This window comes from Pseudomonas sp. B21-041, assembly GCF_024748675.1.
GTDB lineage: Bacteria > Pseudomonadota > Gammaproteobacteria > Pseudomonadales > Pseudomonadaceae > Aquipseudomonas > Aquipseudomonas neuropathica.
In genome coordinates this window covers 6,351,569-6,374,170 of sequence record NZ_CP087175.1, presented here as the reverse complement: position 1 = coordinate 6,374,170, position 22,602 = coordinate 6,351,569, and the positions used below count along the sequence as shown (strand labels likewise).

Here is a 22,602-nt window from a genome sequence, read left to right as displayed (position 1 = left end):
GGATGCAGATCGCTAACGGTAGTTTCGGATAAAAATTACGAACGTAATATGTGCGTTTGCGGACATTTCGGTCAAGGCTTCAGCCAAGCGACAGGTTGGGCATCTTTGAATAAGCGTAATTGTGTACGAATATTTCACGCTTTTCGTTATATCGTAACGATATGCAGTGTTGGCTAATGAATTGGGGTGATATGCAAGTCGATCTGGAGGTGGATGGCACGCAAGTGACCGCACTGCCGCGCTTTCAACAGGCGGCCGTGCAGAGCCGGCGTCTGCGCCGCTGGGCGATCGGTTTCGGCGGATTGGCCGGGGCAGGCTGGGTGCTGGCGTTCTTTGTCGGGCTGTTTGCCGCGCAATCATTGTGGCTGCCGCTGCTGGTCAATCAGAGCGCCGCGCTGCTGGTGCTGGTTGCCGGGCTGCAATCGGCGTGGTGGGTGACACAGTGGCGCGCACGGGTGATCAATCCGGTGGTGCTGGCGCCGCTTGCTGGGGAGGAACAATCCCCGCCGCTAGGGTGGTATGAGCGGCTGCTGGACCGGTTGAGTGAGCGCAGTCTGCATCTGCTTGGCCAGATCGGCGCGGCGACGCTGTGGTTGGGTGGCTGGGCGCTGCTGGCGGTGCTGAGCATCGAGCAGGTTTGGAATCTGACTTTGCCGCCTGCTGCGGTGGGTTTATCGGCAACGGTGGGCGCAGCGTTGGCATTGTTGTTGGCGTTCGGTCTGCTGGTGCTGGAGCGGCAACTGGCCCAGGAAAACCCGGCGCAATGGCCCGAAGCGGTTTCACTCGCGCAACTGACGCGTGTGGCGATCATCAGCCTGGTGCTGGGCGCACTGTGTTTGTTGTTCGCTGGCGAGAATGCCGTGTGGCCAATTCGCGTCGCTGTCCTGATCGGTATCTTGCCGGGATTGGTCGCGATCGAGTTGTTATTGCGCGCCGTTCTTTCAGTGTTCAGCCCTCGTCGCGAACAGCTTGAGCCGCGCCTGCTGGCGCGCAGTTTTGTCGCCGAGATGCTGCGCTGGCCGCCACAACCTTTACTCGCGTTGCAGCATGAATTGCACAACCGTTTTGGCATCGATCTGCGCCAGATCTGGGCGTTCAGCTACATGCGCCGTGCTTTTCTACCAGTGCTGGTGCTAGTAGCCGCAGTGGGTTGGTTGCTCACCGGGATCCATGAAATTCCGCTACAGGGACGCGGTATTTATGAGCGCTTTGGCAAACCGGTGCAGGTATTCGGCCCAGGTTTGCACAGCGGCTTACCTTGGCCGCTGGGGCGGGTGCGGATCATCGAAAACGGCGTGGTGCATGAACTGGCCACCAGCGTCGGCGAAAACCCGGTCCCGCTGCAAGCCAACCCTGCTGAGGGTCCGGCACCGATGACCGCCAACCGTTTGTGGGACGCCAGCCACGTCAACGACAAATCGCAAGTGATCGCCAGCAGCCGTGGCGATCAGCAGAGCTTTCAGATCGTCAACATGGATGTGCGCTTCGTCTATCGCATAGGCCTCAGCGATCAGGCCGCACTGGCGGCGACGTATAACATTGCGGATGTGCCAACGCTGATTCGCAGCACCGCCAGCCGGATTCTGGTGCACGACTTTGCCTCGCGCACGCTGGACGGCTTACTTGGTCAAGACAGGGTAGGGCTGGGCGATGAGATTGGTCGCGCGGTGCAGCATGATCTACAAACACTCAACAGTGGCGTGGAGATTCTCGCCACGGTCGTCGAAGCCATTCACCCGCCGGCCGGTGCCGCCAATGCCTATCACAGCGTGCAAGCCGCGCAGATCGGCGCGCAGGCATTGATCTCCCGCGAGCGTGGCGCGGCAACTGAAGCGAGTAATCAGGCGCAATTGCAGGCCAGCCTGGCTCGCGATCAGGCCAGCGCCAATGCGCGGGAAATCAATGCTACGGCGCAGGCGGCGGATCTGAAATTCAGCGCCGAGCAAAAAGCTTACGCCAGTGCCGGCCAAGCTTTCGTGCTGGAGCAATATCTCGGTCAGCTCAGCCAAGGGCTGAGCAAGGCCAAGTTGCTGGTACTCGACCATCGTCTCGGGGGCAGCAGCAATGCGCCGACCATCGACTTGCGGACCTTCACGCTGCCGGCTGACCCGACGCCCGCGCGTACCACCGCTCAACCAGGAGTCGCCCATTGAGCCAGTCGCATACTCACGAACCGCATGATCACAGCGGCCACGATCATGGCAACGGCGGACATCACCATCATCATGGGCATCATCACCATCACCACGGTGCGCCGGAAGAGGCAGGGCCTTTCCCGTGGCGACGCATGAGTTGGGCCCTATTGCTGGTGGCGTTCGCCATCGCGGCGGCAAGCCTGGTGCAAGTGCGCTCGGGCGAGGCCACGGTCATCACGCGTTTTGGTAACCCTGCGCGGGTGTTGCTTGATCCGGGTTTGAGCTGGCGTTGGCCGGCACCGTTCGAGGCGGCGATTCCGGTTGACTTGCGTTTGCGCACGACGTCCAGTGGCTTGCAGGATGTCGGCACCCGTGACGGCTTGCGCATCATTGTGCAGGCCTACGTGGCGTGGCAGGTGCAGGGCGATGCGGACAATGTGCAGCGTTTCATGCGTGCGGTGCAGAATCAGCCGGACGAAGCGGCGCGGCAGATTCGTACCTTTGTCGGCTCGGCGCTGGAAACCACCGCGAGCAGTTTTGATCTGGCGAATCTGGTGAACACCGATGCCAGTCAGGTGCGTATCGCCGATTTCGAAGCGCAGTTGCGCCAGCAGATCGATCAGCAATTGCTCGCGACGTATGGCGTGCGGGTTGTGCAAGTCGGCATCGAGCGTTTGACCTTGCCGTCGGTGACACTCACTGCCACGGTCGATCGCATGCGCGCCGAGCGTGAAACAATTGCCACTGAACGCACGGCGATCGGCAAACGTGAGGCCGCGCAAATCCGTTCCGCAGCTGAGCGCGATGCGCGAATTGTGCAGGCTGACGCGACGGTAAAAGCGGCAGAGATCGAAGCGCAGTCTCGTGTCGAAGCGGCGCAGATTTATGGCCGTGCTTACGCCAGTTCACCGCAGCTTTACAACTTGCTGCGCTCGCTCGACACCCTCGGCACCATCGTTACGCCGGACACCAAACTGATTCTGCGCACCGACACCGCGCCATTTCGAGTATTGGTCGACGGCCCGCCGACACTCGACAGCAAATCCGGATCGCAGCCATGAATGATGAAGTTCCACGTGGAACATCTTCGCTGAACAGTCCATGGATTCAGGCGGGGCGTTTGGCATTTTTTGCCTTGTACGCGGTGACGATCCTGGCTGCATTGGTCTGGGTGTTTTCCAATGTGCGGCAAATTGATCCGCAAAATCGTGCCGTGGTTTTGCATTTCGGCGCGCTGGATCGCATCCAGAATGCCGGTCTGCTATTGGCTTGGCCGCAGCCATTCGAACAGGTGATTTTGCTGCCGGCAGCCGATCGGGTGATCGAGCGTCGTGTCGAGAATCTGTTGCGCAGTAATGAGGCGCTGAAGGCCGATCGGGTCGCTTCCTTTGCCACCCCCCTGAGTGATGCGCTGGCCGGATCCGGTTATTTATTGACCGGTGATGCCGGCGTGGTGCAACTGGATGTGCGGATGTTCTACAAAGTCACTGACCCTTACGACTTCGTGTTGCAGGGCGAACATGTCTTGCCGGCGCTGGATCGTCTGGTGACACGCAGCGCGGTGGCGCTGACGGCCGCACGCGATCTGGACACCATCCTGGTCGCCCGCCCGGAGTTGATCGGTGCCGACAATCAAGCCGCAGAACGTCGTGAAAAACTGCGTGGCGATCTGGTGCAAGGCATCAACAAACGCTTGGCCAATTTGAAGGCAAGCGGGCAGGGTATCGGTATCGAAGTGGCGCGAGTCGATGTGCAATCGAGTCTGCCCGATCCGGCGGTCAGTGCTTTCAACGCGGTATTGACCGCTAGTCAGCAAGCCGACAAAGCTGTGGCCAATGCACGCACCGACGCCGAGAAACTCACCCAGACCGCCAATGAACAGGCCGACCGCACGCTACAAGTCGCTCACGCGCAGGCTGGCGAGCGCTTGGCCAAAGCCTCTGCCGATACGGCCACGGTGTCGAGTCTGGCCAAAACTACCGACCCGCAAATGCTCCTGCGCTTGTACCGCGAGCGCATACCGAAGATTCTCGGTCAGGCCGGATCGGTGACCACGGTCGACCCGAAAGACGATTCCCGCCTGATCATTCAGGGAGCCAGTAAATGACTGCGACGACCGCCGCACCGAGCCTGTTGTCTTCGGCCGAACAACGCCGTGCTGCACGGCAACTGACCTTGGCCATGCTTGCGCTGGGCCTGCTTGGTCTGGGTCTGATCTGGCGCTGGCAGATGCCTGAGCAAACCGGTGTCAGTCAGTTGCTGCTTGGGTTTGCATCTTTATTGGTTGGCGTGCCGGTAATGCGCTCGGCGTGGTACAGCCTGCGCTATCCGAGCTTGCACGGCATCACCGATCAACTGATTGCCCTGGCTATGCTCGGTGCATGGGCGACTGGTGACTTGCTGACAGCGGCGTTGCTGCCGATCATCATGATCTTCGGCCATGTGCTGGAGGAGCGCAGCGTCATCGGCTCGCAAGAGGCGATCCATGCCCTTGGCCAACTGACGCGCAGCCATGCGCGCAAGGTGCAAGTGGATGGCTCGATCATCGAAGTGGACAACGGCACGTTGAAAGCCGGCGACACCGTTGAAGTGCGCGCCGGTGATCGGATTCCCGCAGATGGTCGAGTGTTATCCGGTCAGGCCAGTCTCGACACTGCATCGATTACCGGTGAATCGGTGCCGGTCGAGGCGGGTGTCGGTATGTCGGTGTTCGGCGGTGCGATCAACCTCGACGGTCTGTTGCGTATTGAAGTGACGCGCACCGGTGGCGAGTCGACACTGGGCAAGGTCATCGCGTTGATGCAGAACGCCGAGCGCTCGAAACCGCCAATCACCCGGTTGCTCGAACGTTACGCTGGCAGCTATATGGTGCTGGTCTTGCTGCTGGCGGCAGTGACCTGGTTTATCACTCACGATGCGCAAGCGATGCTTGCGGTATTGGTCGCCGCTTGTCCGTGTGCGTTGGTGCTGTCGGCTCCGGCCACGGCGATTGCCGGTGTGGCGGTGGCCGCACGTCACGGCATACTGATCCGCAGTTCGGCGTTCCTTGAAGAACTGGCCGACCTGACTTCGCTGGTGGTCGACAAGACCGGCACCCTGACTTTCGGCACCCTGCGCCTACAGTCGATCAATAATCCGTGTGCAGATTCGTCCGTGATCATCGCGCTTGCCGCCAGCCTTGGCGCGGCAAGCAGTCATCCGGTCAGTCGTGCGCTCGCAGGGTTGGTCAGTCAGGAAGAATGTTTGGCACTCAGTGATATCCACGAACGTCAGGGCCTCGGTGTGGTGGCCATGACCGCGCAAGGCGAAGCCGCGTTGGGCCGACCGGAGTTGTTCGCGCAACTGGGCATCACCACGACGACGGTTCCCGATCACGACGGTCCCATCGCCGGGTTGGCATTGAACGGTGCATTCCTCGCCTGGTTGTTGCTCGCCGACACCGTTAAACCGGAAGCCCGTTTTGCCCTCGACGAATTGCGCGAGTTGGGTCTTGGCCGGCAATTGCTGCTAACCGGCGATCGCCAAAGCGTGGCGCAATCGCTGGCCAGCGAGGTCGGCTTGCATGAGGTGCAAGCCCAAGCCCTGCCCGAGGACAAACTCAATCACGTACTCAAGGAAATCAACAATGGTTTTCGGCCGATGGTAGTCGGTGACGGTATCAACGATTCCCTCGCACTGAAGGCGGGCGTGGTCGGTGTAGCGATGGGCGCGGGCGGAGCGGACATCGCGCTGGCCTCGGCCGACATCGTCTTGATCGGCAGTGACCTGCGCCGTCTCGGTACATGTGTGCGGCTTAGCCGCCAGTGCCGCAGGACGTTGCAGGTCAATGTGATTATCGGCCTGGGCTGGACGCTGGCCATTGTCGTGTTTGCCGCTTTCGGTTGGCTGGGTGCCGCCGGGGCGATGATCGCCGCGCTGCTGCACAACCTCAGCACGTTGCTGGTCCTCGGGAATGCCGGGCGCTTGCTGCGCTTTCAGGAGCCGTTGCTCAAGCTCAAGAACGATCTTTGAAATTATTTTTCGATCCTCTGTAACGCCGTCGGGGCCGCTCTCTCTAGTGCTATGTCGGGACTGAACAACCTTCCAGCCGACACCCCTGACGATTACCGAGGATAAGAAAAATGACCATCAAGACCGCTGCTGCTGGTGCCGCTCTCGCTTTGGCTGCCGCCACAATGTTTGCCGGTGTTGCCTCCAACGCGATGGCCGCCGATGCCAACGTTCACTGCTACGGCGTGACCTCTTGCAAAGGCCAGAACGACTGCAAAACCAAAGACCACGCCTGTAAAGGCATGGGCGCCTGCAAAGGCCAGGGCTTCAAGGCAATGACTCAGGCGGCGTGTGAAAAAGCCGGTGGCAAGGTCGGCGAATAACTGACCGGCAAGTGTTGCCGCAGTGGTTTGCGCCACTGCGGCCACTTTTTATCAGGAGTCCGCACATGTCCGCCTCTTTTCCTTTTCTGGGTTATGGCCTGGGTTTACGCAGTGCTTATTATCAACAGATCCTTGAGCAGTCGCCGGATGTCGACTGGTTCGAAGTGGTCTCGGAAAACTTCATGGTGCAGGGCGGCAAGGCTCTGTATTACCTCGATGCCGTCGCCGAGCGCTATCCGTTGGTGATGCACGGCGTATCGTTGTCCATCGGCGGGCCGCATGCCCTCGATCCTGACTACCTCAAACAACTCAAACAATTGGCCGAACGCGTCCGACCGGCATGGATCTCTGATCACCTGTGTTGGAGCCGCGGCAATGCCCATCAGCTACACGACTTGCTGCCGTTGCCTTACACCGAAGAAAGCCTGGTTTACATTGCTGCTCGGGTGATGCAGGTTCAGGATATTCTGCAGCGCCCGTTGGTGCTGGAAAACGTCTCCAGTTACGTGCGCGGCGCCTCGGACGAATTCACCGAGTGGGAGTTTCTCGCTTTGCTCAGCCATGTGAGCGGCTGCGAATTACTGCTGGACGTGAACAATGTCTACGTCAGTTCACGTAATCATGGCTTCGATCCGTGGGCCTTCATCAGCAGCCTGCCCGTTGATAAAGTCCGCCAACTGCATCTGGCGGGGCACAGCGATTACGGCGATTACGTGATCGACACCCACGACCATCCGGTGAGCGATCCGGTCTGGGCGCTCTATCAACGCACACTCGAACATTTCGGCCCGGTGGCGACGTTGCTGGAACGCGACGATCATTTTCCGCCCTTCGAAGCGCTGCTTGATGAACTGCAAACGGCCCGTCAGCTCGGGAACAATATTCTTGCGCGGAGGCAGCCATGCTCCTGAAAGAGTGGCAACTGGCGTTTGAAGCGTTTCTGCTCGAAGAAGACCCCAACGCGAATCCGACGTTGAGCGAGAGCCTGATCGGTGGCCCGACACTGGATGTCGGCACGGGACTGGCGATCTACCACAATGCTTACAAGGCGCGTTTGCTGGACGTGTTGCGCAATGACTTTCCGACGAGCCTGCACTGGCTGGGCGATGAGGAATTCGACCGCCTCGCAATGGCTTACATCCAACGGTATCCGTCTGCGCACTTCAGCCTGAGCTGGTTGGGCAAAGGCTTCGAAGGCTTCGTCCGCGAGCATCTGGTGCCGGAACAGAGCGCGCCGCTGGCTGAGTTGATTGCGCTCGAATGGGCCTTCACCCTGGCTTTCGATGCACCTGCCGCTGAGCCGCTGACAATTGAGGCCATGGCGGCTTTGGCTCCGGAGGAGTGGCCCGAATTGCGCGTCAGAGCGGTACCGTCCATGCAATGGCTGGAGTGCCGTTTCAACAGCCTTTCTTTATGGCGTTCGGTAAAGGAGGAATCGGAATTCCCTGGCAACATGCCGTTCGAAATCCCACAGATCTGTCTGATCTGGCGCAACCAGTTGATCTGCAGTTACCGCAGCCTGGATCCAGCCGAAGCTTCAGCTCTCAAGGGCATACTCAACGGTGGCTGGAATTTCGCCGAACTGTGCGCCGAGTTAGCAGTCACTTATGGTGAGGGCGCGCCACTTCAAGCCGTGACCTGGCTTAAACACTGGATTCAGGAAGGTTTGCTGGAGCGTCTGCAACGATAGACAAGGCTAATCAAATCGATAGCCTGCTATTTTTCCGGGATGGTCTACCCTCAGATCTGACGTCTGAAACAAGGGGGGATTTTCCATGCTCGCGCAACTTCCACCGGCCTTACAGAATTTGCAGCTTCCGCTGCGCCTGCGACTCTGGGATGGCCATGAGTTCAATCTGGGGCCGGCGCCCAGCGTCACCATCGTGGTCAAGGACCCGACGATGGTCAGCCAGTTCACCCATCCAAGCCTTGATGCGCTCGGAGCGGCATTCGTTGAAGGCAAGCTGGAACTGGAGGGCTCGATCAGCGAGGTCATCCGGGTCTGCGACGAATTGAGCAACGCTCTGCTCGGCGAAGATGACGACAGTCAGCCAGTGCGTACCTTGCACGACAAGGAAACCGACGCCAAAGCCATTTCCTACCATTACGACCTGTCGAATGCGTTCTACCAGCTCTGGCTGGACAGCGACATGGCCTACTCCTGCGCGTATTTCGAAACCGGCAGCGAATCCCTCGAGCAGGCGCAACAAGCCAAATTCCGCCACCTGTGCCGCAAGCTGCGTTTGCAGCCGGGTGACTATCTGCTGGATGTCGGTTGCGGCTGGGGTGGGCTGGCCAGGTATGCCGCGCGGGAGTTCGGTGCGAAAGTGTTCGGCATCACCCTGAGCAAGGAACAGCTGGAACTGGCCCGCGAACGGGTCAAAGCCGAAGGCCTGGAAGACCAGGTCGAACTGCAATTGCTCGACTATCGCGACCTGCCTCAGGACGGGCGTTTCGACAAGGTAGTCAGCGTCGGCATGTTCGAACACGTTGGCCATGCCAACCTGGCCGAGTACTGCAAAACCCTGTTTGGCGCGGTGAAGGAGGGCGGTCTGGTGATGAACCATGGCATCACCGCCAAGCACACCGACGGCCGTCCGGTGGGACGTGGTGCCGGGGATTTCATTGAGAAGTACGTCTTCCCCAACGGCGAATTACCGCACCTGGCGATGATCTCGGCCGAGATCAGCGAAGCCGGTCTGGAGATTGTCGACGTCGAAAGCCTGCGCCTGCACTACGCGCGCACGCTGGACCACTGGAGTGAGCGGCTGGAGGACAACCTGGAAGCCGCTGGCAAACTGGTGCCGGATCAAGCGCTGCGTATCTGGCGTCTGTATCTGGCCGGTTGCGCTTATGCGTTTGCGCGCGGCTGGATCAATCTGCACCAGATCCTCGCGGTGAAGGCGCATGCGGATGGCAGCCATGAACTGCCGTGGACGCGCGACGATATCTACAACCCTTAACCGCTAAGCAGTCCTTTTCTTACCGGTGAGGGCTTTCATAGAATCGGTGAAATAAGCCGGGCGATCCGCATGCCGACCTGTTGCAGGCGGTGGATCTCCCGGCTTTCTTCTTTGGCGACTTCGTAGGCTTGCGCGAAATCGGCGCTAAGCATGTTCTCCACGCTGGCGGCGAAGTCACTGTCGACGGTCAGCAGCATCACTTCGAAATTCAGCCGGAACGAACGGTTGTCCAGATTGGCGCTGCCGATCGCGCTGATCTCGCTGTCGATCAACACCACTTTCTGATGCAGGAAACCGGGTTCGTAGCGGAATACCCGTACGCCGGCGCGCACGGCTTCAAAGGCGTAGAGACTGGACGCGGCGTAAACGATGCGGTGATCGGGACGCGACGGCAGCAGCAATCGCACATCGACGCCCCGCAACACAGCCAATCTTAGGGCGGCGAATACAGCTTCATCCGGGATGAAATACGGGCTGGTGATCCACACCCGTTCGGTCGCCGCGTGGATCGCCTCAACAAAGAACAGCGAGCAGGTTTCGTAAGCATCTGCCGGGCCGCTGGCGAGCAATTGGCAGAGCACGCCGTCATCCGGGTATTCGTCGGGCAGGATCAGCGGCGGCAGGGTACGCGCGGCCCAGAACCAGTCTTCGGCAAAGGATTCCTGCATACAGGCGACGACCGGGCCACGCACTTTCACATGCGTATCGCGCCAGGGTGCCAGCGGTGGTTTTTCACCCATGTATTCATCGCCAACGTTATGCCCGCCGACAAACCCGACCACTCCATCGACCACGACGATCTTGCGGTGATTACGGAAGTTGACCTGAAAACGATTGAGCCAGCCACTGCGTGTGGCGAAGGCTTTGACCTCGACGCCGCCATCACGCAACGTCTGCACATAGCTGTGGGGCAGGGCGTGGCTGCCGATGCGGTCGTAAAGCAGATGGATTGATACGCCTTCAGCAGCCTTCTTCAGTAGCAGATCACGCAAACGCTGACCGAGCCGATCATCGTGGATGATGAAAAACTGAATCAGCACCGCTTCTTTAGCTTGATCGATGGCCTGAAATATAGCGTCGAAGGTGGCCGTGCCGTTTACCAGCAATTGCACTTCGTTATTCGCCAGGCAAGGCATACGTCCCAGTTTGGGCATCGCACGTAACGAGGCATAGGCATTCGAGGCGCGTGCAGTCAGCGCTTCTTCCACCCACGGACGCCAGTTCAACTCGGAGATGGCCTGCCGCATCTGTTCGTTGGCCTGGCGTCGTGCCTTGATGTAACCATCAAAGGTGCTGCGCCCAAATACCAGGTACGGAATTAGCGTGAGGTAGGGAATGAAGATCAGCGACAATGCCCAGGCGATCGAGCCTTGAGCCGTGCGCACGGTGAGCACCGCGTGAATTGCGGCGATCAAGCCGAGTGTGTGTATCAGGGCGATCAGATAACCGAAAATGTGCGGTCCAAAATAATCCATGGGGCAGCCTTGCTCCGGAAGATTCAATGCTTAACAGACCATGTTCTGCCGCGAATGTCGCTATTTAATTGGTGCATGAACCGAAGCAATCGGCCGACGTCTAACGGCCACTACTGATCAGGAGTTTTTCGATGAACGTTCGTCTGCTGGGTTTGGCGCTGGGCCTGGGTTTGGCTTTGCCGGTGGTTGCGCAGGCGCAGATGCTGCAGCCGGGGCTGTGGGAAATGACATCGAGCAACGTCAAGGTCGATGACCAGCCGATGGATGTGCAATCGATCCTCGGCCAGTTGCAAGGCCAGATGACCCCGCAACAGCGTGCTGCGCTGGAGAAGAACGGGATCAATATCGGCGGCAAGGGCATTCGTGCCTGTCTGACGCCGGAGCAGGTGGCGACCAACGATATTCCATTGGCCGACCCGCAATCGGGCTGCAAACAGCAGATTACCGATCGCACCGGCAACCAGTGGAAATTCCGTTTCAGTTGCCCGAAAGCGCAGGGTACCGGGGTGGCGACGTTCCTCAGTGATCGTGAATTCACCACCGTGGCCAACGGCACGTTCAATGCAATCGGGATCAATCAGAAGGGCAGTCTGGAGACTCGCGCGGTTTGGTTGGGTCAGGACTGCGGCGCTGTGAAGCCAAGAGCTTAAAAGCTTCGCGAGCAGGTCGCACCGTCGCTCCCACCTTTGAAATGCAGTCTAATGTGGGAGCGACGGTGCGACGATTCGACCTGCTCGCGAAAGCGTCTTCGTATTCAGCGCATAAACCTCAGCGCCAGCCCCCGACATCCCTCGTTCACCCGACCCTCCCGCCAGGCAATCTGCCCCGACACCATCGTCGCATTCACCCGATGCCGAAAGCTGCGCCCGGCAAACGGTGTCCATCCGCACTGCGACAGAATGGGTTGCCGATTTACCTCCAGGGCTTGCGGTTCAACCAATACCAGATCCGCCCAGTAGCCCTCACGTAGATACCCACGATCGGGAATCGCAAAAAGATCCGCGACTCTGTGGCTGGTCTTCGCCACCAGCGTAGTGATTGGCAGCACATCGTCCGCCACCAACTCTAGCAGTGCCGGTAACGCGTGCTGCACTAAAGGCAAACCCGCAGGTGCCTGCGCATAAGGTCGCTGTTTTTCAGCCCAGGTATGCGGTGCATGGTCACTGCCGATCACATCGAGTCGATTGCTGTTCAGTGCCGCGCGTAGTGCATCGCGATCGGATTGGGTTTTGATCGCCGGATTGCATTTGATCAGGTTGCCGAGGTGGGGATAGTCGCGATCATCAAACAGCAAATGGTGCAGGCAAACTTCCGCCGTGATGTGTTTTTGCGCCAGCGGTCTGTCCTCGAACAACGCCAGTTCACGCGCCGTGGTCAGGTGCAAAACATGCAGGCGCGTGCCGTGACGTTTCGCCAGATCAACCGCCATTGAAGAACAGCGATAACAGGTCTCGGCATTACGGATCAACGCATGGGCAGCCGGGGGCAAACGATCACCGAACAGCTCATGCAAGTTGGCGGCATTGGCGTTGATGCTGGGCGTGTGCTCGCAGTGAGCCAAGAGGATCGTCGGCACCTCGGCGAACAGTCGCTCGAGGATCTTCGGATCGTCCACCAGCATATTGCCGGTCGATGCGCCCATGAACACTTTCACCCCGGCGACTTCACACGGACTGAGCGCCGCCACTGTATCGAGGTTGTCCTGGCTCACGCCAAAGTGAAACCCGTAGTTGGCCACGGAGTTGATCGCAGCCCGGCGCTTTTTATCCGCCAACGCTTCGAGGGTGAGAGTGGCCGGGTTTGTATTCGGCATGTCCATAAAACTGGTGATGCCACCGGCGACCGCCGCCCGCGACTCGGTATGAATGCTGCCCTTGGCTGGCGTACCAGGCTCACGAAAATGCACTTGGTCGTCGATCATCCCCGGCAGCAGCCATTGGCCCTTCGCGTCGATTTCCACCTTGGCGTTTTCGCCTTCGATGCTGCGGGCAATCTTGACGATGCGCCCATTGCTGACCAACAGATCGCCGTCGAACTCGCGTCCTTCGTTGACCAGCCTTGCGTTGCGAATCAGCACGCTGCTCATGGGTTCAGAACTCGTTCTGCAAGGCTTTGTAGCCGCGCACCAGGTCGACGTTGGTGCGCGCCACGTCTTCAGAAAACTCCGAGGCGCTGACGCTCACCGGTGGAAATTGCGAGAGGTCGGTGTTCGGGCCGATGCGAGTCGTCGAGGGCACATAGAAAGCGTCCGGCAAATCCCGACCGTCGACCACCGAGTTGTGCCGCACCACACAACCGTTGCCGACGACGCAGTTGAACAGGACACTGTTGAAACCGATGAACACTCGATCGCCGACGACGCAGGGGCCGTGCACGATCGAGCGGTGGGCGATGGAACTGTACTCACCGATGGTCACAGCCGCGCCGGATTTGGAATGGATGACCACGCCGTCCTGGATATTCGAATTGGCGCCGATGATGATCGGCTCCATCTCGCCTGAGGCGTCCACTTCGTCGGCGCGAATGACTGCGTAGGGGCCAACGAAGACGTTCTCGCCGATCACCACTTTGCCGCAGATAATCGCGGTTTTATCGACGTAGGCCGACTCGGCAATGTGGGGCAAATCACCTGAAGGATTCTTGCGGATCATGGTTGGCTCAGTGCGTCGTAAAGAGTGTTGAGGTTGTATTCGAACAGACCGGTGAAGGTACTGGCGGGACCGCTGGCGGCGAGGGCATCCGAGTACAGAGTGCCGCCAATGTGCGCGCCGCTTTCGTCAGCGATCTGTTTGAGCAGGCGTGCGTCCTTGATGTTTTCCATGAACACCGCTTTGACGTGGGCATGGCGAATCTGGGTGATCAGCGCGGCGACTTCGGCAGCCGAGGGGTCGCGTTCGGTGGACAGGCCTTGCGGTGCCATGAAGTCGATACCGTAGGCCTGACCGAGATATCCGAAAGCATCATGGCTGGTAACGATCTTGCGGTTGCCCGGTGGCAGCGCACCGAGTTTGGCTTTGGCTTCGGCGAGCAGGGCGTAGATCTGCTTCAGGTAGGTTTTGCTGTTGCGTTCGTAATCGGCTTTGTTCGCGGGATCCGCAGCGATCAGTGCTTTGGTGATATTGGCGACGTACAACTCGGCGTTCGCCAGATTGTGCCAGGCATGCGGGTCGGGAACGGTTTCGCCGTCTTCATCCAGCGAGCGTGGAATCACGCCGTGACTGGCACTGATGACCGTGGTTTTGGTCTCGGTACTGGTGACCAGACGATCCAGCCATGGCTCGAAACCCAAGCCATTCTTGACGATCAGTTTGGCCTTCAGAAGGGCTTTGGCATCGTCTGGCGTCGGCTCGTAAGTGTGAGCGTCAGCGTCCGGTCCAACCATGTTGGTGATCTGGACATGTTCGCCGCCGACCTGATGGACCATGTCGGCGAGGATGCTGAAGCTGGTGACCACGGGCAGTTTTTCCGCGGCCGACAATGACATCGACAGCATCAGGCTGAACAGCACGAGTAGAGCGCGCATCGGGAAACACCTCATTGGGATGTGAGCAAAGGCGGGCGGCGCAACAGACCGTGCACCGGCCCGAACACCACGGACAACAGATAGCCAAGGCCGGCGATCAGGACGATGGCCGGGCCGCTCGGCAGCGAGTAGTAGAACGACAGCAGCAAGCCGAACCAGACCGAGAGGCAACCGATGACGGCCGCGATGGCAATCAGGGTCGGCAGCCGGCGGCTCCAGAATCGCGAAGCCGCAGCGGGAAGCATCATCAGGCCGACTACCATCAGCGCGCCGATGGCCTGGAAACCGATCACCAGATTGAGTACGACCAGCGTCAGGAACACGCCATGGGCGAGTGGGCCGAGGCGGCTGACGGTTCTCAAGAACAACGGGTCGAGGGTGTCGAGCAGCAGCGGTTTGTAGATCAGCGCCATGGCGATCAGGCTGAATCCCGAAACCCACAACATGCCGGTGAGGGTCGGACCATCGACGGCCAGTGCTGAGCCGAACAGCAGGTGCAACAGGTCGAGGCGTTTGCCGGTGATGCCGAGGATGAGTACGCCACTGGCCAGCGAGATTGGATAGATCGCAGCGAGACTGGCGTCTTCGCGCAGGCCCGTGCGGCGGGTGATCCAGGCGGCGAGGCCAGCCATGCTCAAACCGGCGCCCAAGCCTCCCAGCGTTAGCGCGGGCAGGCTCAGTCCGGCAAACCAGAAACCCAATGCCGCGCCGGGAAGGATACCGTGGGCCACGGCGTCACCGATCAGGCTCATCCGTCGCAGGATCAAGAACACGCCGAGGGGAGCGGTGCTGCACGCCAATACCAGTCCGCCGAGCAGGGCACGGCGCATGAACACGAACTCATTAAATGGTTGCCAGAGGTGGGCGACGGTGAGCATCAGGCCACCTGTGTGTGAGGTGTTTGCTGAATGAGTTCTGCGCTCGCACCAAACACGCAGTCGCGGTTTTTGATCAGCAACGTTTTGGGGATGTGTTGGCGTACGGCGGCGAGGTCGTGACACACCACGACCAGTGTCCGACCTTCGCCGTGCCAGCCGTGGATGTGCTGCCAGAGCAACTGCTGACCGAGTTCATCGAGTGCGGCGTGGGGCTCGTCGAGCAGCAGCACGGGCGCGTCGGTCAGGCTCAGTCGAGCGAGCAGGGCGCGTTGCAGTTCGCCACCGGACAGGGCCATGAGTGGGCGTTGCTCGAGTCCGCTCAGGTGCCAGTTCGCCAGTGCGTCTTTCAAGCGCTGGCTTCGTAGTTGAGTCGAGAGCCTGCGTCCCCAGAAACCGGCGGCGACCAGATCTTCGAGGCTGATGGGGAATTGGCGATCCAGATGCTGTTGCTGGGGCAGAAAGGACAATCCGCTTTGACGTGGGACACTCAGCCCGACATTGCCTGCCAATGGCTTTTGTAGCCCAGCGATCACTTTCAGCAGGCTGCTTTTGCCACAGCCGTTGGCACCGATGATTGCCGTCAGGCTGCCGCTGTCGAGTTCAAGGTCCAGGGGCACGGTCAGTGGTTGGCCGGGCGCACCCCAACTCAGGGATTGGCAGCGGATCATGCTTGCTCACGCTGCCAATGGCTTTCGGCGACGGCGTCGTGAGCGTGAAGACTTTCGGCGTGGATCACTCGCAGTTGAAATGCGCTGATACCGGGAGTACGTCGCAGGGCCAGATTCAGGCGGCGTGCCGCGTCTTCGCAGAACATCAGGTTCTGCCCGTTGGCGAGGGCGAAGGCTTGTTCGTCTGCGCGTTTCACGGCGGTTTGTACGGCGGTGCCGAGGGCAGCTTCAGCGTCATTGATGATCACGCTAAGAGGAAACTCATCAATGAAGTCGTCGAGGTGAAGGTGCAATTGTGCTGTGCTGCGTTGGCTGTGAGGCGTGGCAAGGATGCCTTGGGTCGAGCCAAGCCATGCCAGAACGTCGGCGTGTTGTAGAGCGTTGTTGGCGAAGTCGGCGATGAATTTCTGCTGGATCAACTGTCGCGCCAAGGCTGCTGAGCAAGGGCAAGTTGAGGAGTAGGGCACTTCGATTTTGAGTTCCACGTGGAACACTTCATTTATCAGGCTGGCGAAAATGCTCGCGGGATAAGACTTCCAGCCGGCCAATGGGCTGATCAGCGCTGACCTCTTTAGCAGCAAATCGGTGTGGATATTCAGGTAGGCGCGGTTGGATAAACCTTCGTGGCTTTGCAGGAAATCCTTGAGCACCTGATGCAGTAGCGCTGGGGACAGGTTCTTCTGTTCGAGTGCTTCCAAGGCCAGATACAGCCGCGACATGTGAATGCCACGCGCCTCGCCATCATCAAGACTGACACCCGCATCAGCCTTGGCGCTCAAGCGCTGACCCTCTAACAAAACAGGTAACGCAATGCCGCGCATGCCCACCCATTCGAGTGGCAAAGTTTGGCGTGCGACCTGCGCGGCGATATCCGGAAGTGTCATCGAATTCATGTTCGGGACCGTCGTGTTGATTGAATTGAATGTTACATTATAACAATTCAAATCACGATGCCTTTTTCATGAACAGGCTTTCATATGCACAGACGCCACTTGCTTAATCTGATCCTGGCCAGCGCGGCCCTCGCTCTCCCTTTCAGAGTTTCAGCTACGCAAATTCGTAATGCGCGCCTATGGCGCTCGGATGAAAAGCTGCGATTGGTGTTCGATCTAAGCGGCCCGGTGCGCTATAAAACCTTCACGCTAACGGCCCCGGAACGTCTGATAATTGATGTGTCCAGTGCGAGCGTTGGCGCAGATTTCCGTCAGCTCGCGCTAAATGGAACGGTGATTCGTTCGATTCGCTCCGGGCCTTTTGGTCACGGTGACACGCGGATTGTTCTGGATCTGAGCAATCCGGTGCTATTAAACAGCTTCCTTCTGGCGCCGCAGGACGGCCAGGGCCATCGCTTGGTTCTGGATCTGGTTAGCGCCAAATCCACTCCAAATACGCCAATGGTTCCACGTGAAACACCTGCGCTGAACGCGCATCCAAGACGAGACATCATTGTTGTCGTTGACCCAGGGCACGGTGGAAAGGATCCCGGTGCTGTCGGTGCCAAGGGCGAAAGGGAAAAGGATGTGGTGCTTGCCATTGCGCAACTGCTCGCCAAACGCCTGAAAAAAGAGAGGGACTTCGATGTAAAACTGGTGCGCAATGACGACTTTTTCGTGCCGTTGCGCAAACGCGTGGAAATCGCGCGTCAGCATAAGGCGGACATGTTTATCTCAGTGCATGCCGATGCAGCGCCGCGTCTGACTGCTTCCGGCGCGTCGGTATATTGCCTGTCTGAGGGCGGTGCGACATCGGCGACGGCACGCTTCATGGCGCAGCGGGAGAATGGTGCGGATCTGCTCGGCGCCACCAGTCTGCTCAACCTGAAAGGTAAGGATCCGATGCTGGCGGGGGTGATTCTCGACATGTCGATGAACGCGACGATCGCTGCCAGTCTGCAGTTGGGCAGCACGGTACTTGGCAGTCTGGCCGGCATCACTACGCTGCATCAGAAGCGTGTGGAACAGGCAGGATTCGCGGTTCTGAAATCGCCAGATGTACCTTCAATTCTGGTGGAGACCGGCTTCATTTCCAATGCGCGCGACAGTCAACGGCTGGTTACTGCGCGACATCAGCAGGCCGTGGCCAACGGGTTGTTTGAAGGATTGCAGCGTTATTTTGCAAAGAATCCGCCCATCGACAGCTACCTTGCCTGGCAGCAGGCGCAGAAAAACAACCAGGTTTAACAGCCGGTAATGCGGCTGCAGGTGAATTTTGCGCTGCTGCCGCCCGAGCTGGAGAAACGATTGATGGTCGTCCAGCCGACACGTCTGGTGTAACCAACCCAGGCTTCGCCATCAGAGGCGACCCCGGTGAAGAACGTCAATTGCCCGAAACGGCTGTTGGTCTGCGCCCAATAACGCCGGCCAGTCTTTTCAAAACCGCGCAGATAAAGGGTGTTGCCGACGGTATTGACGCTATAAGCGTTGCCATCGGCGTCGACACAAGCCAGCAAGTTGGCGCTGCGTGTGCAGCTGGCGAGTGCCGGCAATTGCGCGCAGGCATTGCCGCCCAGCAACAACCCAAGGCTCAACATCGAGCATTTCAGCGCATTTCTCATGGCGATTTCCGGGTGCGGGATTGGCGAAGCTTCCTGTTGTTTGTCGATCAAGACAAGAGAAGGCTGGTTTCTTTTTATTGTTATACTATAACATTGGTTTGAATTAAGCTTGGGCAGCCCGATTTCAAGGCGTTGGTTTTCTACGTGAGCCACCGTAGGAAGCGCAAAAACGCCATGCGCCAGTAAAAGCGCCAATTGGCTGTCTTCTGAAGAGGATTATCCAATGTCAGCAGAATTGCCCGTCACCGTACTTTCAGGATTTCTCGGCGCCGGAAAAAGTACACTTTTGAATTACGTACTACGTAATAGAGAGGGTTTGCGCGTGGCTGTTATCGTTAATGATATGAGCGAAATCAACATTGATGGCAGCGAAGTCCAGCGTGATGTCAGCCTGAATCGTGCAGAAGAAAGAATAGTCGAAATGAGTAATGGTTGTATCTGCTGTACGTTACGCGAAGACCTGCTGGAAGAGGTCAGCAAGCTGGCCCGTGAAAATCGCTTCGATTATCTCCTGATCGAATCCACCGGGATTTCCGAGCCGTTGCCCGTGGCAGAGACGTTTACCTTTCGCGATGAGCACGGCCAGAGTCTCTCCGACATCGCGCGTCTGGACACCATGGTCACTGTAGTCGACGGTGTGAACTTCCTGCCGGACTACCAGGCAGCGGAAAGCCTCGCCTCCCGTGGCGAGATCCTGGGCGAGGAAGACGAGCGCTCCATCACGGATCTGTTGATCGAACAGATCGAGTTCGCCGATGTGCTGTTGATCAGCAAGATCGACTTGATCAGCCAGCGCGAGCGTGAGGAGTTGATCGCGATCCTCCAGCGTCTCAACGCCCAAGCGGAAATCATCCCGATGGTGATGGGTGAGGTGCCGCTGGAGAAAATCCTCAATACCGGACGTTTCGACTTCGAGAAAGCCGCACAGGCACCGGGTTGGCTGCAGGAATTACGCGGCGAACACGTGCCGGAAACCGATGAGTACGGCATCGCCTCCACAGCCTATCGCGCCCGTCGGCCCTTTCACCCGCAACGCTTTTTCAGCTTTATCGATCGTCCTTGGCTGAACGGGAAATTGCTGCGCTCCAAAGGTTTCTTCTGGCTCGCGAGCAAACCCACCGACGCCGGCAGTTGGTCGCAGGCCGGTGGTTTGATGCGCCACGGTTTTGCCGGGCGCTGGTGGCGTTTCGTGCCAAAGGAGCAGTGGCCACAAGATCAGGAAAGCACCGCCGCGATCATGGAAAACTGGCTGTCGAGCGTAGGAGACTGCCGTCAGGAACTGGTGTTTATCGGTCAGAACATTGATTTCCTGCAGCTCTCAGCCGAACTGGATGCCTGCCTGCTCACCGATGAAGAAATGGCGCTCGGTGTCGAAGGCTGGCGATTGTTGCCAGATCCGTTCGGCCCTTGGCACGAAGAGGCTGCCTGATGCTCGCGCCAAAGCTGCTGCAGAACCGTACGCGCCATCAGCATCAAGGTCCGACACCGAAAGCGTTGACGCGAATCCTCGAAGACGACACCAACCTCGCCGTCTGGCAACGCCAACTGCCGTTGCACATCAGCGAGTTCGCTCACCTGCTGCTGTCGCTCAATGAGCCCTTGGCGGAATCGTTGTGCCTTGAGTTGCCGGATGAGGACGCCGAACCCGATCTCACCGGCCTGGCATCAGGCTTCCGTGATCTGGAAGGTTACGAGGGTTTTATCGCCGACCTGAAATGGCTGGTCAGCGCATTCGCCTGCTTACTGGGGGCAAAGCGTGTAGGTCTGCGCCTGCGGGTGCTCGATAAAGCCATGTGTCCACGCTTCCATGTCGATCACGTGCCGGTGCGACTGATCACGACTTATGCGGGTGTCGGCAGCCAATGGCTCAAGGAGGGTGTGATGGATCGCAGTCAGCTGGGGCAGGCGAACGCGGAGCCCCACGTGCAAATCCAGCAACTCGACAGCGGCGATGTAGCGCTGTTGAAAGGCGAGAAATGGCATGGCAATGAAGGCTTCGGCCTGATTCACCGCTCGCCGCAACCCGCCGCGGGCCAGCGCCGCTTGATCCTGACCCTCGACTGGCTTGGCTAATGCGTCAAGGCTTGAGCCAAGAACCCTGGCTCTGGCCTTCGCAGTACGGCTTCAGATACGCGGCATCGGTGGCGACGCCGTAATAGTGGATATCCTGGCGATAAGGCATATTGGCGACTTGTGCGTTGCTGCATACGCCAAATGCACCGCTCGGGCACTGGTCGACGTACTGCACTTCGACTTTCTGTCCGGCCAGCGTCGGCTGGCAGAAACCGTCGTTGAACAGTTTCTCCGGGATATTGCGGTTCTGCTGACAGACTTTGACGTCGAGCCGCTCGCCCTGACTGTGCACCACGCAGGCCTGAGCCCACGCTTCACTCGACAGTAGCGTCAACAGCAACGACCATCCCATCCAACGCATCTTTGAATCTCCCAAGAAAGCTTCCGGCCATGTTGCAGAACATTCCTACCCATGTCATTGCTGGCCCTTTGGGCGCCGGCAAGACCAGCCTGATTCGTCAACTGATGGCTCAGCGGCCGGCTGGCGAGCGCTGGGCGGTGCTGATCAACGAGTTCGGCCAGATCGGCATCGACGCCGCCCTGTTGACGAGTGACGCCGAGGGTATCGCACTGGGCGAAGTGGCCGGCGGTTGCCTGTGTTGCGTCAACGGCGCGCCGTTTCAGATTGGCCTGGGGCGGTTGCTGCGCAAGGCGAAGCCAGATCGGTTGTTTATCGAACCGTCCGGGCTGGGGCATCCGGCGCAGCTGATTAGCCAGTTGAATGAGGCGCCGTGGCGAGGTGTGCTGGCGGTGCAGCCGTGTGTGCTGGTGCTGGATGCTCAGGCGCTGCAGGCGGGGAAAGCCTTGCCCGCAGCGCAACAAGAAGCCTTGGAAGCCGCTGGCCTGCTGTTGTTGAACAAGGCTGAAAACCTTGATGACAGGGCCAGGGAAAAAATCGCCAGCCAGTTGCCGGCAGTGCCGTTGGTCTGGACTCAAGAGGCGCAACTAAACCTGGGCGAACTGCCGGGCCTAGCCGCAAAAGCGGTCAACGGTTTGGATAACTTGGCCGTACCCAAGGGATTAGGACAAATGCCGGCCGTCTGGACTGATCCGACGCTGCCGATTTGCCTGAGTCAGGTGCAGGAAGGGGGCTGGAGTATTGGTTGGCGTTGGCATCCGGGGCAGACGTTCGACAAGCGGCACATTGCTGACTGGCTAGCCAGCCTCAATTGGCAGCGGGCGAAACTGGTTATCCACAGCTCGGAGGGTTGGGTGTCTGCGAATGCTTTGGATAATGCCGAGTTGATTTGGCAGGTCAGTGAGTGGCGAAAGGATTCGCGGATTGAGCTGATCTTCGTCGATCCGCAAAACATTGATGAGCTGCAGCAGGGTTTGTCGGGGTGTCGGGAAAGTTAGATCAAAAGATCGCAGCTTTCGGCAGCTCCTACATGGGATTCCCTGTAGGAGCAGCCGAAGGCTGCGATCTTTTGATTTTTAAGGCTTCCACTTGGTATGTTCTTGCCGCCACTGGCTCAACTCGATCACTTCCGCCCGCGGCTTGTGCACTTCCACTACTGGCGGCGTGTCGTCGAACGGTGCCGGGTAGGGCGCTAGTTCGATCTGCGCACTGTGCGCGCCAAACTGGGTGATGGTGCCGTTATGCCGGGTTTCGCCGGTCACGGTGAATTCAAAGTTGTACACCCGCGCCAGTCGTCGGCGACCGTTGGCGTCCTTGATGAAACCGATTTTCTTCAGGGCGACGTTGCCATCGAGCAGTTCGACCCGCACGTTCAGGCAATGCTGCTTGACCCGCTCCAGCGCTCGTTCGCGCAAGCCGTGGTTGTGCCATAGCCACGCGCCGGCAGCGGCGAACAGTATCAGCACGAAGATGTTTTCCAGGGTCAGCATCAACATCGAACTCCAAAAGATAGCGTCAGCTTAACTGCGTCGCCGGTCTGTCGTACAGGCTGCGTTTCGTCGCATACTGCGCGGCTTGAATTTCAATCGTTTTACGGAATGA

Annotated in this window: 23 protein-coding genes; 13 read left to right on the top strand and 10 right to left on the bottom strand. The window is 59.0% G+C overall.

Translation table 11 applies throughout. The features are described 5' to 3' along the window. Positions 1-191 precede the first annotated feature (191 nt). The 8 genes from hflK (LOY43_RS28510) to cfaB all read left to right on the top strand — a co-directional run bounded on the left by hflK (LOY43_RS28510) (position 192) and on the right by cfaB (position 9,471). Positions 192-2,153: a protease modulator HflK gene (gene hflK / locus LOY43_RS28510; protein ID WP_258709019.1), complete on the top strand. Its 1,962-nt coding sequence runs from the start codon at positions 192-194 to the stop codon at positions 2,151-2,153. Beyond that, positions 2,150-3,196, top strand: coding sequence for a protease modulator HflC (gene hflC, locus LOY43_RS28505; protein ID WP_258709018.1), 1,047 nt, complete (start codon positions 2,150-2,152; stop codon positions 3,194-3,196). Before hflK (LOY43_RS28510) ends, hflC begins: the two co-directional genes overlap by 4 nt. After that, positions 3,193-4,242 carry a protease modulator HflK gene (gene hflK, locus LOY43_RS28500; RefSeq protein ID WP_258709017.1) on the top strand — a complete coding sequence of 350 codons (1,050 nt, stop codon included), beginning with the start codon at positions 3,193-3,195 and terminating at the stop codon, positions 4,240-4,242. The genes hflC and hflK (LOY43_RS28500) overlap by 4 nt, the downstream gene beginning before the upstream one ends. Next, positions 4,239-6,146, top strand: coding sequence for a heavy metal translocating P-type ATPase (locus LOY43_RS28495; protein ID WP_095049604.1), 1,908 nt, complete (start codon positions 4,239-4,241; stop codon positions 6,144-6,146). The genes hflK (LOY43_RS28500) and LOY43_RS28495 overlap by 4 nt, the downstream gene beginning before the upstream one ends. 110 nt (positions 6,147-6,256) lie before the next feature. Then, positions 6,257-6,508, top strand: coding sequence for a hypothetical protein (locus tag LOY43_RS28490; protein ID WP_095049605.1), 252 nt, complete (start codon positions 6,257-6,259; stop codon positions 6,506-6,508). 65 nt (positions 6,509-6,573) lie between these two features. Continuing rightward, entirely contained in the window at positions 6,574-7,419 is an 846-nt protein-coding gene (locus tag LOY43_RS28485; RefSeq protein ID WP_258709016.1) for a DUF692 domain-containing protein, read from the top strand. Next, entirely contained in the window at positions 7,410-8,198 is a 789-nt protein-coding gene (locus tag LOY43_RS28480) for a DNA-binding domain-containing protein (protein ID WP_258709015.1), read from the top strand. Before LOY43_RS28485 ends, LOY43_RS28480 begins: the two co-directional genes overlap by 10 nt. Positions 8,199-8,283: 85 nt before the next feature. Beyond that, entirely contained in the window at positions 8,284-9,471 is a 1,188-nt protein-coding gene (gene cfaB / locus LOY43_RS28475; protein WP_095125068.1) for a C17 cyclopropane fatty acid synthase CfaB, read from the top strand. Between the two features lie 35 nt (positions 9,472-9,506). Here the strand turns inward: cfaB and cls are convergent, their stop codons facing one another. Beyond that, the gene (cls, locus tag LOY43_RS28470; RefSeq protein ID WP_095049609.1) at positions 9,507-10,946 is read right to left on the bottom strand and encodes a cardiolipin synthase; all 1,440 of its coding nucleotides are present in this window, start codon (positions 10,944-10,946) and stop codon (positions 9,507-9,509) included. 131 nt (positions 10,947-11,077) lie between these two features. Here cls and LOY43_RS28465 point away from each other — a divergent pair, with 131 nt between their 5' ends. Beyond that, a complete protein-coding gene (locus LOY43_RS28465) occupies positions 11,078-11,596 on the top strand; it encodes a DUF3617 domain-containing protein (RefSeq protein ID WP_034152149.1) in 519 nt (172 codons plus the stop codon). A 104-nt stretch (positions 11,597-11,700) separates the two neighbouring features. Here LOY43_RS28465 and LOY43_RS28460 read toward each other — a convergent pair whose 3' ends face one another. Genes LOY43_RS28460 through folE2 form a run of 6 tightly spaced genes read right to left on the bottom strand, consistent with a single transcriptional unit; the run spans position 11,701 to position 16,908 of the window. Next, the gene (locus LOY43_RS28460; RefSeq protein ID WP_258709014.1) at positions 11,701-13,032 is read right to left on the bottom strand and encodes a dihydroorotase; all 1,332 of its coding nucleotides are present in this window, start codon (positions 13,030-13,032) and stop codon (positions 11,701-11,703) included. A 4-nt stretch (positions 13,033-13,036) separates the two neighbouring features. After that, entirely contained in the window at positions 13,037-13,597 is a 561-nt protein-coding gene (locus LOY43_RS28455; protein ID WP_093429587.1) for a carbonate dehydratase, read from the bottom strand. Further along, positions 13,594-14,469, bottom strand: a complete 876-nt coding sequence (locus tag LOY43_RS28450) for a metal ABC transporter substrate-binding protein (RefSeq protein ID WP_258709013.1) — start codon at positions 14,467-14,469, stop codon at positions 13,594-13,596. Before LOY43_RS28450 ends, LOY43_RS28455 begins: the two co-directional genes overlap by 4 nt. A gap of 11 nt (positions 14,470-14,480) precedes the next feature. Next, complete coding sequence (locus tag LOY43_RS28445) at positions 14,481-15,347, bottom strand: metal ABC transporter permease (RefSeq protein WP_258709012.1); 867 nt, start codon at positions 15,345-15,347, stop codon at positions 14,481-14,483. Next, on the bottom strand, positions 15,347-16,015 hold the full coding sequence (locus LOY43_RS28440; protein ID WP_093429590.1) for a metal ABC transporter ATP-binding protein: 669 nt from the start codon (positions 16,013-16,015) through the stop codon (positions 15,347-15,349). Before LOY43_RS28440 ends, LOY43_RS28445 begins: the two co-directional genes overlap by 1 nt. Then, positions 16,012-16,908: a GTP cyclohydrolase FolE2 gene (folE2, locus tag LOY43_RS28435; protein WP_095049612.1), complete on the bottom strand. Its 897-nt coding sequence runs from the start codon at positions 16,906-16,908 to the stop codon at positions 16,012-16,014. The genes LOY43_RS28440 and folE2 overlap by 4 nt, the downstream gene beginning before the upstream one ends. A gap of 84 nt (positions 16,909-16,992) precedes the next feature. Between folE2 and LOY43_RS28430 the strand changes: the two genes are divergently transcribed. Continuing rightward, complete coding sequence (locus LOY43_RS28430) at positions 16,993-18,195, top strand: N-acetylmuramoyl-L-alanine amidase (protein ID WP_258709011.1); 1,203 nt, start codon at positions 16,993-16,995, stop codon at positions 18,193-18,195. On the opposite strand, the gene LOY43_RS28425 is transcribed toward LOY43_RS28430, so the two are convergent. Beyond that, positions 18,192-18,569 (bottom strand): glutamine synthetase, encoded by a 378-nt coding sequence (locus LOY43_RS28425; RefSeq protein WP_095049678.1) that lies wholly within the window; start codon positions 18,567-18,569, stop codon positions 18,192-18,194. The two genes, LOY43_RS28430 and LOY43_RS28425, sit on opposite strands and share 4 nt — an antisense overlap. 223 nt (positions 18,570-18,792) lie before the next feature. On the opposite strand from LOY43_RS28425, the gene zigA reads away from it, so the two are divergent. Beyond that, entirely contained in the window at positions 18,793-19,998 is a 1,206-nt protein-coding gene (gene zigA / locus LOY43_RS28420) for a zinc metallochaperone GTPase ZigA (protein WP_258709010.1), read from the top strand. Continuing rightward, the gene (locus LOY43_RS28415; RefSeq protein WP_258709009.1) at positions 19,998-20,642 is read left to right on the top strand and encodes a DUF1826 domain-containing protein; all 645 of its coding nucleotides are present in this window, start codon (positions 19,998-20,000) and stop codon (positions 20,640-20,642) included. Before zigA ends, LOY43_RS28415 begins: the two co-directional genes overlap by 1 nt. A 4-nt stretch (positions 20,643-20,646) precedes the next feature. On the opposite strand, the gene LOY43_RS28410 is transcribed toward LOY43_RS28415, so the two are convergent. Continuing rightward, complete coding sequence (locus LOY43_RS28410) at positions 20,647-21,003, bottom strand: hypothetical protein (protein ID WP_016984020.1); 357 nt, start codon at positions 21,001-21,003, stop codon at positions 20,647-20,649. Between the two features lie 29 nt (positions 21,004-21,032). Here LOY43_RS28410 and LOY43_RS28405 point away from each other — a divergent pair, with 29 nt between their 5' ends. Beyond that, complete coding sequence (locus LOY43_RS28405; protein ID WP_095049616.1) at positions 21,033-21,998, top strand: GTP-binding protein; 966 nt, start codon at positions 21,033-21,035, stop codon at positions 21,996-21,998. Positions 21,999-22,076: 78 nt separating this feature from the next. Here LOY43_RS28405 and LOY43_RS28400 read toward each other — a convergent pair whose 3' ends face one another. Then, positions 22,077-22,490 carry a DUF3301 domain-containing protein gene (locus LOY43_RS28400; RefSeq protein ID WP_026000521.1) on the bottom strand — a complete coding sequence of 138 codons (414 nt, stop codon included), beginning with the start codon at positions 22,488-22,490 and terminating at the stop codon, positions 22,077-22,079. Positions 22,491-22,602: the final 112 nt, after the last annotated feature.

Coding starts and splice junctions, on each gene's coding strand:
- hflK (WP_258709019.1), top strand. CDS start 192: ATGCAAGTCGATCTGGAGGTGGATGGCACGCAAGTGACCGCACTGCCG.
- hflK (WP_258709017.1), top strand. CDS start 3,193: ATGAATGATGAAGTTCCACGTGGAACATCTTCGCTGAACAGTCCATGG.
- LOY43_RS28495 (WP_095049604.1), top strand. CDS start 4,239: ATGACTGCGACGACCGCCGCACCGAGCCTGTTGTCTTCGGCCGAACAA.
- LOY43_RS28490 (WP_095049605.1), top strand. CDS start 6,257: ATGACCATCAAGACCGCTGCTGCTGGTGCCGCTCTCGCTTTGGCTGCC.
- LOY43_RS28485 (WP_258709016.1), top strand. CDS start 6,574: ATGTCCGCCTCTTTTCCTTTTCTGGGTTATGGCCTGGGTTTACGCAGT.
- LOY43_RS28480 (WP_258709015.1), top strand. CDS start 7,410: ATGCTCCTGAAAGAGTGGCAACTGGCGTTTGAAGCGTTTCTGCTCGAA.
- cfaB (WP_095125068.1), top strand. CDS start 8,284: ATGCTCGCGCAACTTCCACCGGCCTTACAGAATTTGCAGCTTCCGCTG.
- cls (WP_095049609.1), bottom strand. CDS start 10,946: ATGGATTATTTTGGACCGCACATTTTCGGTTATCTGATCGCCCTGATA.
- LOY43_RS28465 (WP_034152149.1), top strand. CDS start 11,078: ATGAACGTTCGTCTGCTGGGTTTGGCGCTGGGCCTGGGTTTGGCTTTG.
- LOY43_RS28460 (WP_258709014.1), bottom strand. CDS start 13,032: ATGAGCAGCGTGCTGATTCGCAACGCAAGGCTGGTCAACGAAGGACGC.
- LOY43_RS28455 (WP_093429587.1), bottom strand. CDS start 13,597: ATGATCCGCAAGAATCCTTCAGGTGATTTGCCCCACATTGCCGAGTCG.
- LOY43_RS28450 (WP_258709013.1), bottom strand. CDS start 14,469: ATGCGCGCTCTACTCGTGCTGTTCAGCCTGATGCTGTCGATGTCATTG.
- LOY43_RS28445 (WP_258709012.1), bottom strand. CDS start 15,347: ATGCTCACCGTCGCCCACCTCTGGCAACCATTTAATGAGTTCGTGTTC.
- LOY43_RS28440 (WP_093429590.1), bottom strand. CDS start 16,015: ATGATCCGCTGCCAATCCCTGAGTTGGGGTGCGCCCGGCCAACCACTG.
- folE2 (WP_095049612.1), bottom strand. CDS start 16,908: ATGAATTCGATGACACTTCCGGATATCGCCGCGCAGGTCGCACGCCAA.
- LOY43_RS28430 (WP_258709011.1), top strand. CDS start 16,993: ATGCACAGACGCCACTTGCTTAATCTGATCCTGGCCAGCGCGGCCCTC.
- LOY43_RS28425 (WP_095049678.1), bottom strand. CDS start 18,569: ATGAGAAATGCGCTGAAATGCTCGATGTTGAGCCTTGGGTTGTTGCTG.
- zigA (WP_258709010.1), top strand. CDS start 18,793: ATGTCAGCAGAATTGCCCGTCACCGTACTTTCAGGATTTCTCGGCGCC.
- LOY43_RS28415 (WP_258709009.1), top strand. CDS start 19,998: ATGCTCGCGCCAAAGCTGCTGCAGAACCGTACGCGCCATCAGCATCAA.
- LOY43_RS28410 (WP_016984020.1), bottom strand. CDS start 21,003: ATGCGTTGGATGGGATGGTCGTTGCTGTTGACGCTACTGTCGAGTGAA.
- LOY43_RS28405 (WP_095049616.1), top strand. CDS start 21,033: ATGTTGCAGAACATTCCTACCCATGTCATTGCTGGCCCTTTGGGCGCC.
- LOY43_RS28400 (WP_026000521.1), bottom strand. CDS start 22,490: ATGCTGACCCTGGAAAACATCTTCGTGCTGATACTGTTCGCCGCTGCC.